The following is an 18,449-nucleotide window of genomic DNA, read 5'->3' as shown; positions in this document are numbered from 1 at the left end:
AAGTCGTCTGATAGGCTAGGAGTGGTCGTAGTGGCATAAAGTGTACACGAACTGGGAAATTTATAGGTAATGTGGATGCCCCAATATGATCCAACAAATGAAGAAGTTTCTTTATGAATCCATATCTTGATAATTGTATACTAATAAAGTGTCTGCACACATAATTGTAACATATTTCCACAAGTAGTGAGAGGAGCTTTTGCAACATGAACCGCAACGACGATAACAAAAAGCTTCGATGGTATAACATTGCCTTGATAGCTTTCGTCTCCGTGTGGGGGTTTGGCAACGTTGTTAATAACTATGCAAACCAAGGGTTAACGGTAGTAACATCTTGGATACTTATTATCGCGCTGTATTTCGTGCCTTACGCACTGATGGTTGGACAAATGGGTTCAACATTCAAAAACGATCAAGGCGGCGTTAGTTCCTGGGTAAAAGAAACGATGGGACCTACAGTCGCTTATTTGGCTGCTTGGACGTACTGGGTTGTTCACATTCCATATCTGGCTCAGAAGCCGCAAGGGATCCTGATCGCACTCGGCTGGACAGTAACAGGCAGTGGGAACTTTATTAATCAGTTTTCCACATTGACGCTGCAGCTTATCTGCTTGGCCGTATTTCTCGTATTCCTGTGGGTTGCTTCCCGCGGGCTCAATTCCTTGAAGAAGATCGGTACGATTGCAGGGATGTCCATCTTCATTATGTCGCTTCTGTACATTGTACTTGCGGTGACAGCACCTGCACTGACGGGCGCGACGATTGCGACGGCAGATATGTCGGTCAGCTCGTTCATTCCGGACTTTAACTTCGCGTACTTTACAACATTGTCCATGCTCGTATTTGCCGTAGGTGGAGCAGAGAAAATCTCACCATACGTCAACAATACGAACAATCCTTCGAAGGAATTCCCTCGCGGGATGCTGATTCTGGCGGGGATGGTTGCTGTATGTGCCTTGCTCGGTTCGTTCGCAATGGGCATGATGTTCGATTCGAACAACATTCCGGCAGATTTGAAGATGAACGGACAGTACTATGCGTTCAAGATGCTTGGTGAATATTATGGAATCGGCAATACATTCCTCGTGCTGTATGCGATAGCGAACACACTTGCACAAATTTCGGCGTTGGCCTTCTCTATCGATGCACCACTGAAAGTATTGCTGCTTGATGCGGACAAGAAGTTCGTGCCTCAGAAGCTGATGAAGACGAACGAGCGCAACACGCCAGTCAATGGATACATTATGACGGCTGTGCTTGTAGGGATTCTGATTGTTATTCCGGCGATCGGAATTGGCAACATGAACTCGCTCTTCAACTGGCTGCTTGATCTGAACTCGATCGTAATGCCGCTTCGTTACCTATGGGTATTCGCAGCCTTCATGGCGCTCATGAAGCTAGGGGACAAGTTCCAATCCGATTATAAATTTGTGAAAAATCGCAAGGTCGGCTTCGTGATCGGTTTGTGGTGTTTCGTCTTTACGGCTTTTGCTTGTATTATGGGGATGTTCCCTAAAGTTGAGGCATTTACGTCAGAATGGTACTTCCAGCTAATGCTGAACGTCATCACGCCATTCATTTTGCTTGGTTTAGGCTTGATCTTGCCGATGATCGCAAGGCTGGGCAAGAACAATCGATAAGATGCGTATTTATGAATAGGACAGGAGCTCAAGCTAAGCTTGGGCTCCTTTTTTGTGTGCTTGCCTAGCAAGCGTGCAACATTACATCTTTCGCAGCAAGTAGGTCTCGATTAGCGCGGCAATGCCAGCGACAGCTAATAATACGATAAATGGATAGGTGACGGGGGCGTAGAACTGCAGTGCTGTCAGCAAGGTGGCACACCAAATGCCTGTACACCAATGGCAGCTTATTAGTGAGCCCAGCCAATAGCGAAGCCCCTTGCCTCTTGGTTCCGTAATTCGCGATACATTGCCATTCTCATCGGTTACATACGTAACAGACAAAAAAGGCTTGCGCAGCCATTCCATAATGTCGTCATAGACGAGCAGATGGGTCAGGCGAAAGGAAGCCAGCGCTAATATGAACAGCTCAATCCAGGTGATCATCATACATTCTCCTTTCCGCTTGGCAGATGTCGACATGTCCAATCCATCTAGTGAGAGACTGCATATGCTAGAAATGGATATAGGGAATGGAGGTGACAGATGATGTGCTTCTGCAACCAGATGAATAAGGTCAGCAGCCCAATCAAGGTCATTCAGAGTGATGCGAAGCCGCAATCTCCGCAGGGCATCCAGATGACAGCACGGAAAGTTGAAGCGGTATCTGCAATTAAGCCGATTCGATAAGTCATGTAGCTGGTAAGATGTACTCCAACATATGCATTGGTCCACAGCAAGGTGATTTCAGTTCATGGGAAGGCTCCTGCTCCTACCTTAAGGCCTGTTCCGTCATAAGACGGGCAGGCTCTTTTTGTGTGGGGCACATGCAATGCAATTATCAAGGATTTGCTTAGGGAGATTGAGGTTGCAATCTATCTAAGAGGGAACTTATAATTGGGTAGGAATATTTTGGGAGATGAAATTCTGGTGTGTTGTTGAGTGCAAACTAACAATTACATATCAATTAAGAGGGGACAGAACTGCGTGAGGAAAAAATCAATTTGGGTATGGGGAAGTATATTTTTGATTATAATCGGGACAACGATGGCAGTGGTAATATGGGGGCAACAAACCAAACAAGCTCCTTCTCCTTCCGCAACGCAAGCACTTCAACCGACTTCAGCAGTAGAGTTAACATCAATTATGGAGAAGCCGATGGGGAAAACGCCAGCACAGAAGCAAGACGAAAAGATAAAGTGGGTAGATGAAGCGTTTATCCAAGCGTTAAGGCCGACTGTAGAAAAAATTGCTGGGAAGTCGGTTACTTTCTCGAAACCATACTTGGACGGTAAAGAAATCGTCATACCTTGGGAGGATGGAAACTGTTCGGTGGAATTGATTACATCCACATCAGGGATTTTTAGATTTACCATCCCATTTAACAATTGGGAGAAGTCGAAAAAAGAAAAAGCAGTAAGCGCGCTTCGAACGGTAGTGGGAGATACGAATATTGAAATTGAACAAGCAAGAATCACTCGAGTATCTAATTTGAAAGAATTAGATAACAAAAAGGAAATTTATTACGTAGCGGGGCAAGGATTCAATGTGAGTTGGGAATCTGATGAGGACAAGTCTCCAAGTGTCGAAGTGATATATGAACTAGAGGATGCTGATCAAAAGGCTGTACATGCAGCAAAACAAGCACTGGAGAAGGAAATGGGCAAAAAAGTTGAATTGGTTGGGCGTGCAGTTCGATTTAAAGACTCCAAGAATAACATATGGGCCTTTGCTTCAACTCAAAAGCAAGTAGTAACAGTGTACGCAGAAACATATAAAATTGAGAAAATCACAAATGGTAAACGCAAATAATATAGCAGACACACTTCTTATCATGCGGAGTGTGTTTTCTTTGCTTTTCTGTGTAAAAAAGAGGGGTGCGCGGCCTTGCTTGTTGTCAAAAAGGTAGGGTATAATAGTGACATTAACTAAGAAAACTACTTTTGTTTTTATAGTTTTATGTCGGCGTGAATGGAGGGAATTTCATGCGCGAACGGATTATGAAGGCATTTATAGAGGAGTTGCAAGACAAAGGGATCAAATTCACGATGGATGATTTGGCGCGTCGACTTGGGATGAGCAAGCGCACTTTGTATGAGCATTTCTCTTCAAAAGCGGAACTGCTAGATACGATCATAGAACAGACGATGCACGAAAGTGATGCGAAGACTGAAGAAATCATGAAGAATGACACTTTGTCGCTTCTGGATAAATTGAAAGCGGTAATGACCGTGCTTCCGAATCACTTTGAGCTGTATGACAACCGAATCTTGGAGCAAATGAAGCGCGTTTACCCTGAGCAGTGGTCAAAGATTGATAAGGCTCTCCGGGATGATTGGGAGATGCTGCGAATTTTGCTGGAGCAGGGGATGGAGGAAGGCATTATATTAAGGCATAATGCGGCCTTTATCGTGAAGGTAATTACGGATGCGTTCAATTCAACCTTGGATCAGCGATTTTTTGCTAAGCAGAACATTTCGCTGCCGGATGCATTAAAGTCGATTGCAGATATTATGCTGTATGGGCTTGTTGCTAGAGATCAATCTGAGGAACAAAGATAATCCATGCAAGGGGATTTATCTTATCGCTGCAAGGCTCATGCTTCACACTGGGGACATGAGGTCGTTCATATTGGAATCATCAGGCTATATCGACTGAACCATTAGGCTCAGTCTTTCGCCTAAGAAAACTTATAAAAACAAATTAGTTTTAGGAGTGGGATTATGTCTTTCATGAGGCAGATTAGTCGCGCACAGTGGATTGGCCTCGTGCTCGTTATCGGTATTTTATTTATTGACATGTTGTTGTACAGTTTGTTTATTCCAGTCGTGCCGTATTTTACAACCGAGTATGCGATGTCTTCGACCACACTTGGTATTCTGTTCGGCAGTTATGCAGCAGCTTTGTTCATTACCACGCCTTTTTTCGGGCGGGTTGCAGATAAATTTGGCAGACGCAAGACGATCTTAACGGGTCTTGTGTTCATGATGATATCTACCATGCTGTTCGTATTCTCGCAAACGACGGCAATGCTCATTACGGCTCGCTTCCTGCAAGGCTTAGCTGCGGCTGCGTCATGGACAGCAGCAATGGCGCTGCTGGCTGATCTGTTCTCTGGGCCGGTACGCGGAGCGGCAATGGGCTTCGCCATGACAGGGATATCATCGGGCTCCCTGCTTGGAGCTCCAATTGGAGGCTGGTTGTTTGAGATTGGCGATCACCATACGCCATTCTGGTTCGCAGCAGCATTGACGGCAGTTATTTCGATCATTGTCGTGTTTGCACTTCGCGAACCTGTCAGAGAGGAGCGTCAGGCCGAAGGAGGAGGCACGTTCTCCCTGCTGCGGCATCGGACGATTCTGTTCGTTGCTTCGATTATCCTGCTTGCTGAGACGACATTGACGATGCTGGAGCCGCTCCTTCCGGTCTATGTTACTGAGCAATTCCAGATGTCTCCGCTTGCGCTTGGCATGCTGTTCGGTGTCATGACACTGAGCTATGGAATGATCGCTCCTATAGCGGGAACACTTACAGCTAAGCATAATCCTTTCCGACTCATGCTAATAGGGCTTGTTGGTTTGGCGCTCACGTTACCATTAATCGCATTTGCAGGCAATGTGACTCTATTGATGATGGCAGGCAGCTTGGTAGGGGCAGCAGTAGGATTTACGCTGTCGCCGACATTGCCAACATTAGGTGCCATCGTGGATGGCGATTCATCGGGCGGTGATTATGGGGTGGCATACGCCCTATTCAATATGATTCATGCGGCGGGGATGATGCTTGGACCAATCGCTGGAGGAGTGTTGACGGATGCGCTGCCAGTGTCGTCCTCGCTCATTGTCATCAGCGTGATCATTGTATCAGCCGTGTTCGGCTTGAGCTTGCTGAAGCGCCGCCATAAGCAGACCTTCTCCATAAGCATGAGCGGAGTAGAACCAGCGCAGACGATGAAGGCTAACGGCAAGAGCGTATATAATAATTGATGATCGGAATCAATGAGGTGTAATTTCGATAATCTTGATGTAGGGAAGCTGTCTCGTCTATGATGGATGAGACAGCTTTTTTAGCGTATGGAGGATGGAAATGAGCGGGAATCATTTACCGATAGATGATGTATTGCCAGAATTGAAATCGGCGCTGAGCAGCCATACAGGGGCGGTATTGGTAGCTGAGCCAGGTGCGGGGAAGACGACCCGTGTACCGCTGTCGCTGCTGGATGAGTCATGGCTCCAAGGACTGCGGATTCTCATGCTGGAGCCGCGGCGTATTGCAGCGCGTTCTGCTGCACGCTACATGGCTCGTGCATTGGGTGAGCAGGCCGGTGAGACAGTAGGATATCGCGTACGTTTGGATACGTGCATAAGTGAAAAGACGCGCATTGAGGTCATTACGGAGGGAATTCTGACTCGCATGCTCCAAGAGGATCCTTCCTTGGAAGGGGTAGGACTCGTCATATTCGATGAGTTCCATGAGCGGCATTTGCATGCAGATGTCGGCTTGGCCCTCACCGCCGAATCACAATCTGTCTTGCGCGAGGATCTCCGTATCCTCGTGATGTCGGCGACGCTTGAGGCAGAACCAGTCGCGGCCATGCTGGGAGGAGCGCCAATAGTGGTCAGCAAGGGCCGCAGTTATCCGGTCGAGACGATATATGCTGAACGGCGTGAAGATACTCTACTTGAGCCGCGTATCGTAAGGACGATTATGCTGGCGCTTCATCATCATGAAGGAGACATCATGGTATTCCTTCCTGGAGCGGGGGAAATTCGGCGCGTGCAGACTGCTCTGGAGCAGGAGTTGACGAAGAACGGGTGGATTGAACGTGCATATATTGCCCCGTTATATGGACAGCTGTCAGCGGCTGCACAAGATGCTGCGATTAGCCCCTCAACGAATGGGATGCGCAAGATCGTGCTGGCTACTGCCATAGCAGAGACGAGTCTAACTGTGGAAGGAGTCCGGATCGTGATCGACAGCGGCCAGATGCGTGTGCCGCGTTTCTCTCCACGGACAGGCCTTACGCGGCTGGAGACGGTTCCGGTGTCACGTGCCTCAGCCGATCAGCGCCGCGGTCGTGCGGGTCGTCTTGGGCCTGGGGTCTGTTACCGATTGTGGACGAGAGAAGAAGAGAGACAGCTCCCTGCACATCATGTGCCGGAGATACTTGCGGCTGATCTCGCCTCGTTAGCATTGGAGCTGGCTGCATGGGGGACGGAGGCATCTGATCTGAAGTGGCTGACTCCGCCGCCTCCTGCAGCACTGCAACAAGCGGAAGAACTGCTCGTTCAGCTCGGAGCGCTGTCCGAGTCCGGCACACTGACTTCGCACGGTCGTACGCTGGCCAAGTTGGGGCTTCATCCTCGCTTCGCACATATGATCGTGAAGGGGATGGAGCTTGGATTGGGAGAAGCAGCATGTACGCTAGCTGCGCTGCTGGAGGAGCGGGATGTCATTCGCCATAGTGGTAGCAGTGCTAACGCAAGGGGGGGATTCGGGCAAGCGGGACAGACACCTGCAGCGTTTAACCCCGATTTAGGACTGCGCATGGAACTGTTGACGCTAGGAACACATTCACCATCACGTCATTCTCGTCATGGGGATGTCGATGAGAGTGTGCGGCGACGGATTCATGAGCAGGCGAAGCAGTACAGACTGGCCTTCCGTATGGGACAGGATGATAAGCAACAAGTACAGCGCAATGCGGATTTGGCCGACGAGGATGCATGGAGCTTGCTTGCTGCCTTCGCTTATCCGGATCGGATTGCCGAGCGTCGTTCAGATGGGCGCTACTTGCTGCGCAATGGACGTGGCGCGGCCTTTACGCAAGCTGCTGCAAGCGGAACCCTGCTGGCACAGTCGTCTTATATTGTGGCGGTGCAGCTTGACGATGCTGGCACCGATGGTCGAATTGTGCTTGCAGCGTCACTTGGCAGGGCGGTGCTGGAGCGTTACTTCGCGAGGGAGTTTACACGGGAAGACCTGATTGCTTGGGATCGGACGACCCAGTCGGTTCGAGCTCGGGAACGCGTTCGTCTAGGGGCGCTCACGCTTAAGGATATGCCGCATAGCGCACCTGATGCAGATGCGGTGCAGCATGCCTTGCTGGAAGGCATCGCCCAAGAGGGGCTTGCCCTCCTGCCATGGACGAAGCCGGCCCGCCAGTGGCAGGCGAGGCTCCAATTCATGCATCGGCATCTGCCTGAGGAATGGCCAGATGCCAGTGAAGAAGCCCTCTTAGCCACCTTGGAGGAGTGGCTAGGCCCGCATATATACGGTATGCGCAGCCGTGATGAACTTGGCAAGCTTAGCCTTACGACGGTCTTCGAGTCGATGCTAACGTGGGAACAGCGCCAGCAGCTTGATAAGGAGGCGCCGACACATATTGCAGTGCCTAGTGGCTCGCGCATTGGGGTCGATTATCAGGATCCTGATCGTCCGCTGCTGGCTGTACGGCTGCAGGAAGTATTCGGCCTGCACGATACGCCGCGCATTGCGGGCGGACGAGTGGCACTGACGATGCACTTGCTCTCGCCAGCACAGAGGCCTGTACAGGTAACGCAGGATTTGGCCAGCTTTTGGGCGACGACTTATTTTGACGTGAAGAAGGATTTGAAGGGGCGCTATCCCAAACATTATTGGCCGGATAATCCTCTAGAGGCGATTGCGACCCGGCGCACCAGACCGGCTCCGGATAAGAAATAGACTTGGGTATGCAATGTTAAGATCCCTCACTGGCTATTGGTATGTGAATGTAAAATTCGATATAATAGATCATACAGGAAATGACCAACGGGTCTAATGAATAGTAGGTAGTAATAGCGATAACTATAGGCTTGTACTTAGTGGAGGTGATGGTGCATGTCACATGCACTCGTGTCATCACAGTTGATGTCACTGATTGTGTCCTTGTGTGCGGGGACGGGGGTAATCGTACTGCGTCTGCGTGCGGCGAACAAGCCGACCTCAATGAAGAAGATAATTATGCCGCCTATCGGTATGGCAACTGGATTCGGTATGTTCATCATACCTGCGATGCGTATACCGTGGCTATGGGCGATCGGAGCTTTCCTCGCAGGGGCATTGATCTTCGCCTATCCGCTTATTCGCACATCCCGGTTCGAACGAATTGGCGAGGAAGTATATTTGAAGCGATCGAATATGTTCATTGTCGTCATTGTTGGATTGCTCGTACTGCGGCTCATTCTGCATGATGTTGTGGAGCAGTATGTGTCAATCTCACAGAGTGCGTCCATGTTCTTTATTCTGGCATTCGGCATGCTGCTGCCATGGCGCTTGGCTATGATGATGCAGTATAAGAAGCTGATGGCAGAAAGAGTGGAGCAGTAAGAATTGTTGAGAGGTTAAGGTAAATAAGAAGCTGTACCCGCCTTCATTGTAAGGTTGGGTGCAGCTTTTTTGCATTGTGTTAGAAGGACGGAGGGTTGCTGGATTTGAATACCTGTCCACGAGAACGTGACGGGTGTCATTGTCCTGTTGTGTGCTGAGCGTCATCATGGAAGGACTAGAAGCACGTGTGCTAACAGGAAAAAGGATGGGATTACGACATGGCACAACAAGACTCACAACATACTTCTCGGCAAGCTTCCTCATCTAACATGCAGCAGCCTTATCAGGGTGCGGCTTGCGCGAAACAAGAGCCGAATTCAGAAAACAATGAGGGCGCCTCTATCTGTTCACAAGGAGCTTCAACTTCAACCACTCATTGCAATAGCCAATATGCAGCTGACAAGGCTTCTTCTAGTCAGCCTATGGTGACATGGCGTCCTTCACGGTTCAATGCGCAGACTAAGGTTGATGATGGAGGGCTCGTATTATATAACAGCTATTCTGGAGCAATTGCTTCGTTCTCTGCGGAAGAACAGACACGAGTGCTGTCTTGGCTGCGGCCGGGACAGGCTGAGGTGGAACCGAACAATGCCGTCTATCGCGATTTATTGGAGCACGGCTTCCTTGTTCCGGCTGACACGGACGAGATGCGGCGCGCACAGTTCCTTCATCAGGCGATGCACCAGCTTGATGCGATGCATTTGGTACTGCTTGTAACAGAAGCGTGCAACTTCCGCTGCAACTACTGTTACGAATACTTCCCACGGGGCAATATGCGGGACGAAATCGTAGAGGGATTAATCGCCTATATGGAGCAGCGGGCCAAGACGCTCAACTTCTTGACCATCAGCTGGCATGGGGGCGAGCCGCTGCTTGCTCCGCATGTGATCGAGCAGCTGTCGAGCGCGTTCATCGATGTTTGCGACAAATACGATGTCGCTTATCAAGCGGAAATATCCACGAATGGATATTACTTAACACGGGAGCTGTTCGAACAACTGTTAGATTTACATATTGATCGGTACATGGTTACGATTGATGGCCCTGCTGAAGTGCACAATGCGCGAAGAGGATTATTTGGGGGCGGAGATACCTATGAGCGCATCATTGCGAATTTGCTCTCGCTTAAGCAGGTGAAGCGCCCATTCGAGATTAATATTCGCGTGAACTTTGACAATAGCAATCTGGATGCGGTTCATGCATTCATCCCTGTGCTGCATGACTCGTTCGGCGATGACAAGCGGTTCTCCGTCTACTTTCGTCCAGTCGGCTGCATGGGGGGAGAGAATGATCTGATGCTCCCGGTATGTGATGCCCTCACTAAGGATAAGGAGATATGGGCATTGAATGAAGAAGCCATCCAGGCAGGCTTGCAAGTAAGCTCCTTCATTAAGGACATTTTGCTGCCGACAGGGGCGGTCTGCTATGCGGCGAAGCCGAACTCGATGATTGTCGGATCAGATGGCAATTTGTATAAGTGCTCGGTAGCACTTGAACAGGCGAACAATCAATTAGGGTGTATTCATGGAGATGGGACATTAGAGCTCGATATGGACAAAATGGCCGTCTGGACCACTTCCGGTGAAGAGACAGATGAGAACTGTCAATCCTGCTTCTTCCGCCCAGCCTGTCAGGGCAATCACTGCCCTTTATATCGGATGCGGTCAGGCGAGCGGCCATGCTCCTATGAGAAGCGGCAGATTAAGCAGGTGCTGCGTACGATTTGGCTTCAATCTGTGGAGCACATGTCAGCTATTCAATAACTATAGCGACCCAAGCCTAGTCATTCTGAGAGCGGGTCTTCCATATGCTAAACATTCAATGATCGCAAGGAGGTGAGTAAGAAAGTGAAAGTGATTCGCCCAGCAGCGAAGCCAACATCCATCAAGACTGGACGCTTGTCCAAGTCTGTACCTGGAAGCTTGAGCTAATCCATATTCATATGTCTAAGCTTATGTTTGTCACAGCAGAAATGATGCGATTGTATGTAACGCTAAAAGCCTGGGAACCCCACTCCCAGGCTTTTCTCTATTTCCCTGCAACAGGAATTAACCGCAACAAGGAATGATAGGATAGGCATCTCAACATTCCGGTTACATTACGCCGTTCCCCACACAACACCAAGCTCTTTCAGGTATTGGCGGTAGGCGATGCTGACACGGTCGCATTTCAGTGACAGCTCGACTTGCAAATCAAGCGGCAGATCCTCTGGTTTCTGATTTTCTACGATTGGCTTGTCCTGTGCGAATATCATGTCTTGGAACTTTACGATCTCTTCGTCTGATAGGCCCGGATCATAACTGAAGGACAGAATCCCGTAAGCTACAGAGGTCGTTGCATCCTTCGGCTGCACCGTAAGAAGAATAGACATGAGATGTCCGGTCTCCTTATCGCGCTTCGTGAACTTCACTGTAAGCGGACGGGCAATCTCGTACGTATAATAGACATTCTTCGCTTGACCGGAACCGTCTGGATCGGGCTGAAATACTTCAATCTCCTCGGAACGGATGCCCTCCGGTACACGATGAACCCGGTAATCTCCAATCTCTGTGTGCGTTTCTACGCCTAAGTAGCCCTCATGGACGACAGCGAGATGACCAACATCTAGGAAGTTTTCTACAATGCGCGGCGGCTTGGCTTCTACGGATTGCGGTCCCCATATCACATTGCGCCAGCCTTCGGCACCGAACTCTTCAAATGGGAACCATGGTGTCTCCGTGTTGCCAAGGTTTACCCAAATAAGGCCATAACGCTCCTCACAACCGTACGTAATCGCATGCGCCTTCTTCGGAATGGCTTGATCCGTTGGCAGCTGTGGAATGCGTGAACAAGCGCCGGAGCCCTCGAACTCCCATGCATGATACGGACAGACAAGCTTCCCATCCTTCACACAGCCTAGCGACAGCGCAGCCCCGCGATGCACACACAAATCCTTGAACGCATGCACGCCTTCTTCTGTCCGAAAAATGACGACACGTTCTCCCATTATCAGCACCTGCTGCGGCTTCTCCTGCACATCCTGTGCACGGCAAGCAACAATCCATTCATTACGCAATACGGCATCATTTACGATCATGATGTAGACAGTCTCCTTTTTAAAGATCCGGGTAATCCATAGCTGAATCCGAATGTAATGTTCTTAATCTATTGGATGAAATAAATGCAATCTTCGTATTATTGCTATTTACACATCTATTTTAGGAAATATATTGGGATGAGTCAACACAAAACACGAACAATAATTAAATATAAATAATAAACATTCGTAATTTATCTATACAAAATGAAATGTTCCCTCTATAATCAGGGTGTGATCAAAATCATAACGAACGTTACAGCATACGTGGGGGGAAATGAGCACACATGGAACAATCAGCGAAGTCGAACACGCTTGTCGTTGGGGTGGATGATAAGATTGGTGCCGGGAAGGCCTTTCTATTAGGACTCCAGCACGTGTTGGCTATGGATTTGTACATCGCACCGATCATTATTGCAGGCTTGCTGTCACTAAATGCAACTGACACATCATTCTTTATTCAAATGTGCTTTATCGGAACAGGAATTGCGACCTTAATCCAAACGGGCTTCGGCTTGCGGCTGCCAGTCGTACAGGGGCCGTCCTATGTGCCTATCGGCGCGATGGGGGCGATTGGAAGCAAGCTTGGATTAGGGGCCATGACAGGGAGCTTAATACCGGGGGCATTGCTCATGATGCTGCTCGGCATGCCGATGAAATGGTTCGCGAAGGCTGTACGCCGTATGATTCCCCCGCTGGTAGGGGGAACCGTAATACTGATTGTCGGTATTTCTTTGATGCCAACGGGAATGAACAATATTTATCGTGCAGAAGGAGACTTGTGGACGAATATTCTCATCGCTGCTGTATCAGCGGGGATTCTTATTGTTTGTATGCTTCTTGGACGGCAATCAAAGAAGCTGGGTACGGTATCGCGCCTCATTTCGGTCATTGTGGCTATTGTCTCGGGTACGCTGTTTGCATCCATGTTTGGCAAGGTTGATTTCTCACGGGTAGCAGAGGCTGACGCATTTTCGATTCCTAGCTTTTTCCCATTCGGTGCGCCTGAATTCAATCTCAGTGCGATTATGACGATGATGTTCGTCTACTTCATCATTCTGATTGAAACAACAGGAACGTGGTTCGTTATTTCTTCCATTACAGGCAAGGAGCTCACGGATGAGCGCTTGAACCGTGCTGCGGCTGGGGAAGGCCTAGGCTGCTTCGTTGGGGCATTGTTCGGAGGAACGCCAATGACAGGCTATTCTTCCAATGCAGGACTGATCGCGGTTACAGGCGTAGGAAGCCGGATGGCAATTATGGCAGGCGGCGGTATCTTGATAGCGCTTGGTCTGATGCCGAAGCTGTCTGCAGCGATTACATGCATTCCAGAGCCAGTTATTAACGGCATATTCGGTGTTGTCTGTGTAGCCATTGTCGTGAATGGATTGAAGGTCATTCAATTCGTTGACTTGGATGAGCGTGCGATGATGATTATTGGCGTGCCAATCCTGCTTACGATGGCTGTAACTGTACTTCCTGAGGGCGCCTTGACGGGTCTGCCTGATTTCGCGGTATACGTATTGTCCTCCGGTATTACTGTCGGGGCGCTGGCGGCATTGATTCTGAATTTGGTTATCCCAAGCGGCAAGAGGAAAGGTATGTCGGAATCCACTGTGGTGGGTTCTGGCGGGGAACAGACGGCCTAGTAGAACCTTGTGTGCTTATGGTTCAATCTGAAGTACGTTTTGCGTAATTCAATAGTAGTCATATATACAGAGAAATAAAGAAGGCAGCAAGCGATGCTTGCTGCCTTTTGCTGTGTTGTTCTATCCAATCATGATCTTGCCCTCTGGGTAACGATACAGAGACTGTTCCTTGCGGTTGCCGAGCGCATAGGCGAGTGTCATTGGACCAATCCGGCCGATGAACATGGTGGCACAGATGACGAACTTGCCGAATGCCGACATTTCAGGTGTAAGCCCCATAGACAATCCTACTGTTGCTACAGCGGACACTGTCTCGAAGAGCAAGGTGATAAACGGCTGGTCTTCCGTTATCGCCAGCAGCATGGATACACCGAGCACCATGAAGATGGCAAGGAAGATAATCGTCAACGCCTTGATGATCTGATCCTTAGCAAGCCGATGACGGAACAGCACCGCATCTTCTCGTCCGCGCAGCATCGCATATACGGCGGCCAAGAGGATAGCGAACGTCGTCGTCTTAATTCCGCCACCTGCAGAGCCTGGAGAGGCGCCGATGAACATAAGAATAATAAGACCGAACTGTGTGACCTGCTTCATATGAGACACATCTACCGTTGTCGTTCCCGAGGAACGAGCGGAGATGGACTGGAAGAAGGAAGCGTATATTTTGCCGTCCCAATTGAGCGATCCTAGCGTGTATGCATTTTGGAACTCGAAGATAAAGATGAAGATGGCTCCTGCGACGACCAGAATACCGGTCATGGATAAAACCACCTTCGAGTGCAGCGTCAATCGTCGCGATTTCGGAAATTCATACAATTCTGCAAGTACGATGAAGCCAAGTCCGCCAGATAGCACGAGGAAGATGGCAACTACATTCGTTACGAAATCATCCACATGCAATTGGAAGCTGGAACCGAACAGATCGAATCCCCCGTTGTTGAACAGGGAGATCGAATGGAACAGTCCGTAATAGAAGGATTGCAGCAGCGGCATGTCGAATGCCCAGCGCAATGTCAGTATAATGGTTCCTGTTCCCTGGATGATAAAAACAAATATAATCACGCGGCGAATGGTCCGCACAATGCCTTCCATGCTATTTGCGTTGATCGACTCCTGCAAAATAAGTCGCTCCCGCAAGGAAATGCGCTTGCCGAGCATGAGATAGAAGAGCAGGGCCACGGACATGAAGCCGATGCCGCCAATTTGTACGAGTGATATAATTACGCCTTGTCCAAATGCAGAGTAGGTTGTCCCAATATCAACAACAACCAGACCGGTTACGCATACCGCAGAAGTAGCGGTGAACAAGGCATCAATGAAGGAAAGGGAGTGTCCAGCTGCCAATGATATCGGCAGCATCAAGATGCATGTCCCAATTGTGATAATGGATAAAAAGCCAAGAACCAGCACACGGGCAGGCGTCCAATGCATCGTCCGTTTTCTCCATGAAGTCATGTGAACGTCTCCTTTAGCCATAAATAAGTAGTGAGGAAGGATCGAATCCTGTTTCAATATCTTGCGTACGTTGGATCATCATTCGGGTCGATCATTTTCCAAAACGTTCACTAGTATATCGTTCCCCAGAGTGGATGTAAATGGTCGATTTTCATTTACGAACATTTTCCTATTTTATAAAGAACATTGCAAGGGCAGTTGAACAGTCGGCGAAGTGAGTTCATAAGGGGTCGAGATGTGATAGATCTGAATGGGAAAGTGGAGAGAAGTTGACGCTGTGGAGAGGCACTGGGAGAGTGCTTATCGAGTCAAAGAAAAATGAGGAACCGGGTTGCATTCGGACTAACATTTTAAATCGAGCCGCTTGAGTTATGAGCTTGTACTTAGGTGTGGAGCGTTGTTCGGATGTTATCTTATGTGCTCAAATGATGGGATGGCATGCTGTCGAGACTTTGAGAAGAGTAGGGTGCCGTTCAAGACACCCATAACTTTCCATATACCTTCCAATTTACGAATCCGCGGCTAATCCAATATGTCGATACATGAAGCACGATAAATGCGATAAGCAATGTGGGTTGAATAATTGCAAATGCAGCCCATAATATGACTAAAATCCATGGAGACAGCTTCTGCAGCATCTGCGCAGGCCACCATACGAAGCGGAACCAAGGGTGAGATTTCTGCAGGGCATCCATATATTCTACTCTTACCTGATTATCTTCAGGATTAAGACGTATGGCATCTTGCATGAATTGCATGGCGCGTTCGGGCTCACCGCGCTGATCCGCTGCCCAAGCAAGCTGCATAAGCGTGTAGGAATGTCTTTCCTGCCATGCTAATGCATTGCGTTCTGCTTCGCGGGATTCTGGATAACGCTTTAATTGCGCCAGTACATAACTATAGGTAGCGTAAGCAATGCCAGCAGGCTCAATGTCAATGCTGCGTTCCAGCGACAGGAGCGCTTGATCCAGTGCGCCTTTGCGCAGCTGGTACTGTGCAAGCAGCAGATGAGGCGTAGGATCTTCCTCAGTTACCGCAGCAAGCTGCCTCGCAGCAGTCTCGAAGGCTGGCCATTCTTGACGCTCGTAATAGATGGACATGCGCACGCGCCAGGCGTCAGGCAGTCTTGTATCGCGTTTCAACGCTTCAGAGGCCCAATAGAGCGCTTGATCGGGTGCGACAGGCTTATGGACGACTGCTGTCAGCGCCATGACGGTCGGGTGCTCTGGATACTGCTGCTGCAGACGCATTGCTTCCTCCAATGCTTCTTTGTATCTCTGCTTCTGATATAATTCATTCACGTGATGAATCGCCTCTTGGAGACGGACTCTAGCCTCTACTTCCTCAGCTGTGGCTTGCTCTTCAGCGGTCTCACTCGGCTGTTCATTCACCGTGGCTTGTTCTCGTTCCTCATTTTCTACTTGTGGCATCCTCCATCACCTCCATGATGTATTCCATTGTTGTCTGTATTGCATTGCAAATCCATGATTGTTGAAATGATGGATTGACGTGTATACCTTATCAGTCCTCATCGTTATGTGTCCGGTTTTGGGTTCATTCCTTCACTTATCTATGGGAGGACATCGTCTCTTAGACTGCAATGAATGGCATTAACCCCTCAAGTGAAGTTGACAATATTGTAGACCTACATCGCGTCTGGGGCAAGGGGAAGCGGGCTTCCATTTTCTAATAATATTCAATTCGATATGCTGCAGGGGAAGGTTCAAGGGTGAATTTGCACGAATAGCCGATGCTACCCAGCACCTGTTCAATCAAGTGCCGGATAGCATCGGGACATAAGAGGTGTGTTGTTCATTGGAGCTGACAACGACATGCTACGATATTTCTTTTGCCCATTGATGGAGCGTGTTGTCGTTTGGCAGCATCCAAGTGAGGAGGCCGATTAAGGGGAGAAATCCACACACGATCATTACAGCTTCAATCCCCCATGTATCAATGAAATAACCAAGTGCCAATGCGCCAATCCCGCCCATTCCGAAGGCAAATCCCGTAATTAGCCCCGATACGGTTCCGATGTTGCCGGGATGCAGCAGCTGCGCGTATATGACGGTAACCGAGAAGCTGGATAAGAGGATGAATCCTGTAATCGCGAGCACAACACCGGCCCAGAACAGCGGCAGATAAGGTAGTACAAGGGCAAGGGGAGCAGTGCCGAGCATCGATGCTAGAATGAGATTGCGTCTTCCAAAACGATCAGCAAGCGGACCGCCGAAGAATGTTCCCACTGCCCCTGCTCCGAGGAATAAGAAAATATAAATTTGCGCATCATCGAGCGTCAAATGATAGGCTTCCATCAAGTAAAACGAATAATAGCTGCCGATGGCGGCAGTGTACCAAGAACGCGCGAAGACGAGCACAACTAAAATAATCGTAGCAGATTGAATACGGCTGCGCTTCGATGGATCCATCGTGCGTGCCTGGTGCCGCTTCTTGAATGCATAACCACTATCGAGCATCGCTCGATACCAGCGTGCAATATAGGTTTGTACCGCGATACCTGCCCCTGCAACGAATGTAAATACGAGTGCGCCTGATTGTCCGAAGGGGATGAATATCCACTTGGTCAGCATCGGTGCAAGGGATTGCCCTGCATTGCCGCCAACTTGGAAGATGGATTGAGCCAGCCCTTTGCGGGCGCCGGCAGCCATATGGGCTACTCTCATCCCTTCTGGATGGAAGGCGGCTGATCCGAAGCCGACGAGCACAACGGCAAGCAGCACCAGAATATAATTCGGAGCATAGGCAAGCAGCAATACACCAGCGAAGGTGAAGCACATGCCGATAGGAAGCAGTGCAGGTGTTGGTCTGCGATCCGCAGCATACCCAACCACAGGCTGAAGCAGGGAGGCAGTCACGTTAATCGCAAAGGAGATCCAACCGATCTGGGCGTATGTAAGATTCATCGATGACTTGAGGATAGGGAAGATTGCTGGAATAACAGCCTGAATCGAATCATTGAACAAGTGAACGAAGCTGATCGCAAGCAGAATGCGGAATATGGTGTCCGCTTGGAGATGTGCTTTTGGCTCCAAGCTTGGGGACTCCGTTCGTGATGGCGAGTGTCCCTGCGAGGATGCTGCAATAGATGATGAAGATGATTTGTTGTCCATGGAAGAACTCCTTTCCTGAGGCGAATCCATAGCAGAGCAGTGATCGACATTGGAAATCAGGCGAAAGAGCTGCCTTGTCGGCTCAGCTTGTGGTTCATAGTTCTAATAAGATGAAGTTTCAAGGATGAGAGAAAATCTATTTCTAAGGTGAACGTTGTCATAAGGA

General features: G+C 49.2%; 14 protein-coding genes. 9 read left to right on the top strand and 5 right to left on the bottom strand.

Going from position 1 to position 18,449, the window contains the following annotated elements; translation table 11 throughout:
- Positions 1–206 precede the first annotated feature (206 nt).
- On the top strand, positions 207–1,640 hold the full coding sequence (locus PBN151_RS12220; protein ID WP_028533352.1) for an amino acid permease: 1,434 nt from the start codon (positions 207–209) through the stop codon (positions 1,638–1,640).
- Between the two features lie 81 nt (positions 1,641–1,721).
- On the opposite strand, the gene PBN151_RS12215 is transcribed toward PBN151_RS12220, so the two are convergent.
- Positions 1,722–2,066: a DUF1360 domain-containing protein gene (locus PBN151_RS12215; RefSeq protein ID WP_021257289.1), complete on the bottom strand. Its 345-nt coding sequence runs from the start codon at positions 2,064–2,066 to the stop codon at positions 1,722–1,724.
- A 120-nt stretch (positions 2,067–2,186) separates the two neighbouring features.
- Between PBN151_RS12215 and PBN151_RS32280 the strand changes: the two genes are divergently transcribed.
- The 7 genes from PBN151_RS32280 (at position 2,187) to PBN151_RS12185 (ending at position 10,732) form a co-directional block, all read left to right on the top strand.
- Positions 2,187–2,309 carry a hypothetical protein gene (locus PBN151_RS32280; protein WP_265332088.1) on the top strand — a complete coding sequence of 41 codons (123 nt, stop codon included), beginning with the start codon at positions 2,187–2,189 and terminating at the stop codon, positions 2,307–2,309.
- A gap of 297 nt (positions 2,310–2,606) precedes the next feature.
- Positions 2,607–3,431: a hypothetical protein gene (locus PBN151_RS12210; protein WP_072729140.1), complete on the top strand. Its 825-nt coding sequence runs from the start codon at positions 2,607–2,609 to the stop codon at positions 3,429–3,431.
- A gap of 173 nt (positions 3,432–3,604) precedes the next feature.
- Positions 3,605–4,180: a TetR/AcrR family transcriptional regulator gene (locus tag PBN151_RS12205; RefSeq protein ID WP_021257287.1), complete on the top strand. Its 576-nt coding sequence runs from the start codon at positions 3,605–3,607 to the stop codon at positions 4,178–4,180.
- A 162-nt stretch (positions 4,181–4,342) separates the two neighbouring features.
- Entirely contained in the window at positions 4,343–5,605 is a 1,263-nt protein-coding gene (locus PBN151_RS12200) for an MFS transporter (RefSeq protein ID WP_072729139.1), read from the top strand.
- Between the two features lie 100 nt (positions 5,606–5,705).
- Entirely contained in the window at positions 5,706–8,324 is a 2,619-nt protein-coding gene (gene hrpB, locus PBN151_RS12195; protein ID WP_072729138.1) for an ATP-dependent helicase HrpB, read from the top strand.
- Between the two features lie 156 nt (positions 8,325–8,480).
- Positions 8,481–8,969 (top strand): CcdC family protein, encoded by a 489-nt coding sequence (locus PBN151_RS12190; RefSeq protein WP_021257284.1) that lies wholly within the window; start codon positions 8,481–8,483, stop codon positions 8,967–8,969.
- A gap of 422 nt (positions 8,970–9,391) precedes the next feature.
- Positions 9,392–10,732, top strand: coding sequence for a radical SAM/SPASM domain-containing protein (locus PBN151_RS12185; RefSeq protein ID WP_072729279.1), 1,341 nt, complete (start codon positions 9,392–9,394; stop codon positions 10,730–10,732).
- Positions 10,733–11,067: 335 nt separating this feature from the next.
- On the opposite strand, the gene PBN151_RS12180 is transcribed toward PBN151_RS12185, so the two are convergent.
- Positions 11,068–12,045 carry an aromatic ring-hydroxylating oxygenase subunit alpha gene (locus PBN151_RS12180; protein WP_072729137.1) on the bottom strand — a complete coding sequence of 326 codons (978 nt, stop codon included), beginning with the start codon at positions 12,043–12,045 and terminating at the stop codon, positions 11,068–11,070.
- 287 nt (positions 12,046–12,332) lie between these two features.
- On the opposite strand from PBN151_RS12180, the gene PBN151_RS12175 reads away from it, so the two are divergent.
- A complete protein-coding gene (locus PBN151_RS12175) occupies positions 12,333–13,694 on the top strand; it encodes a nucleobase:cation symporter-2 family protein (protein WP_072729136.1) in 1,362 nt (453 codons plus the stop codon).
- Between the two features lie 120 nt (positions 13,695–13,814).
- On the opposite strand, the gene PBN151_RS12170 is transcribed toward PBN151_RS12175, so the two are convergent.
- The 3 genes from PBN151_RS12170 to PBN151_RS12160 all read right to left on the bottom strand — a co-directional run bounded on the left by PBN151_RS12170 (position 13,815) and on the right by PBN151_RS12160 (position 18,283).
- Positions 13,815–15,152, bottom strand: coding sequence for a TrkH family potassium uptake protein (locus tag PBN151_RS12170; protein ID WP_028533357.1), 1,338 nt, complete (start codon positions 15,150–15,152; stop codon positions 13,815–13,817).
- Positions 15,153–15,625: 473 nt separating this feature from the next.
- Positions 15,626–16,582, bottom strand: coding sequence for a tetratricopeptide repeat protein (locus PBN151_RS12165; protein ID WP_072729135.1), 957 nt, complete (start codon positions 16,580–16,582; stop codon positions 15,626–15,628).
- Between the two features lie 405 nt (positions 16,583–16,987).
- Entirely contained in the window at positions 16,988–18,283 is a 1,296-nt protein-coding gene (locus tag PBN151_RS12160; RefSeq protein ID WP_139295328.1) for an MFS transporter, read from the bottom strand.
- Between the last annotated feature and the right edge of the window lie 166 nt (positions 18,284–18,449).

The sequence above is a fragment of the Paenibacillus sp. NAIST15-1 genome, assembly GCF_001894745.1.
In the GTDB taxonomy this organism is placed as follows: domain Bacteria; phylum Bacillota; class Bacilli; order Paenibacillales; family Paenibacillaceae; genus Paenibacillus_B; species Paenibacillus_B suaedae.
The sequence above is the reverse complement of the archived record's forward strand: the minus strand, read 5'-3'. Positions and strand labels throughout refer to the sequence as shown.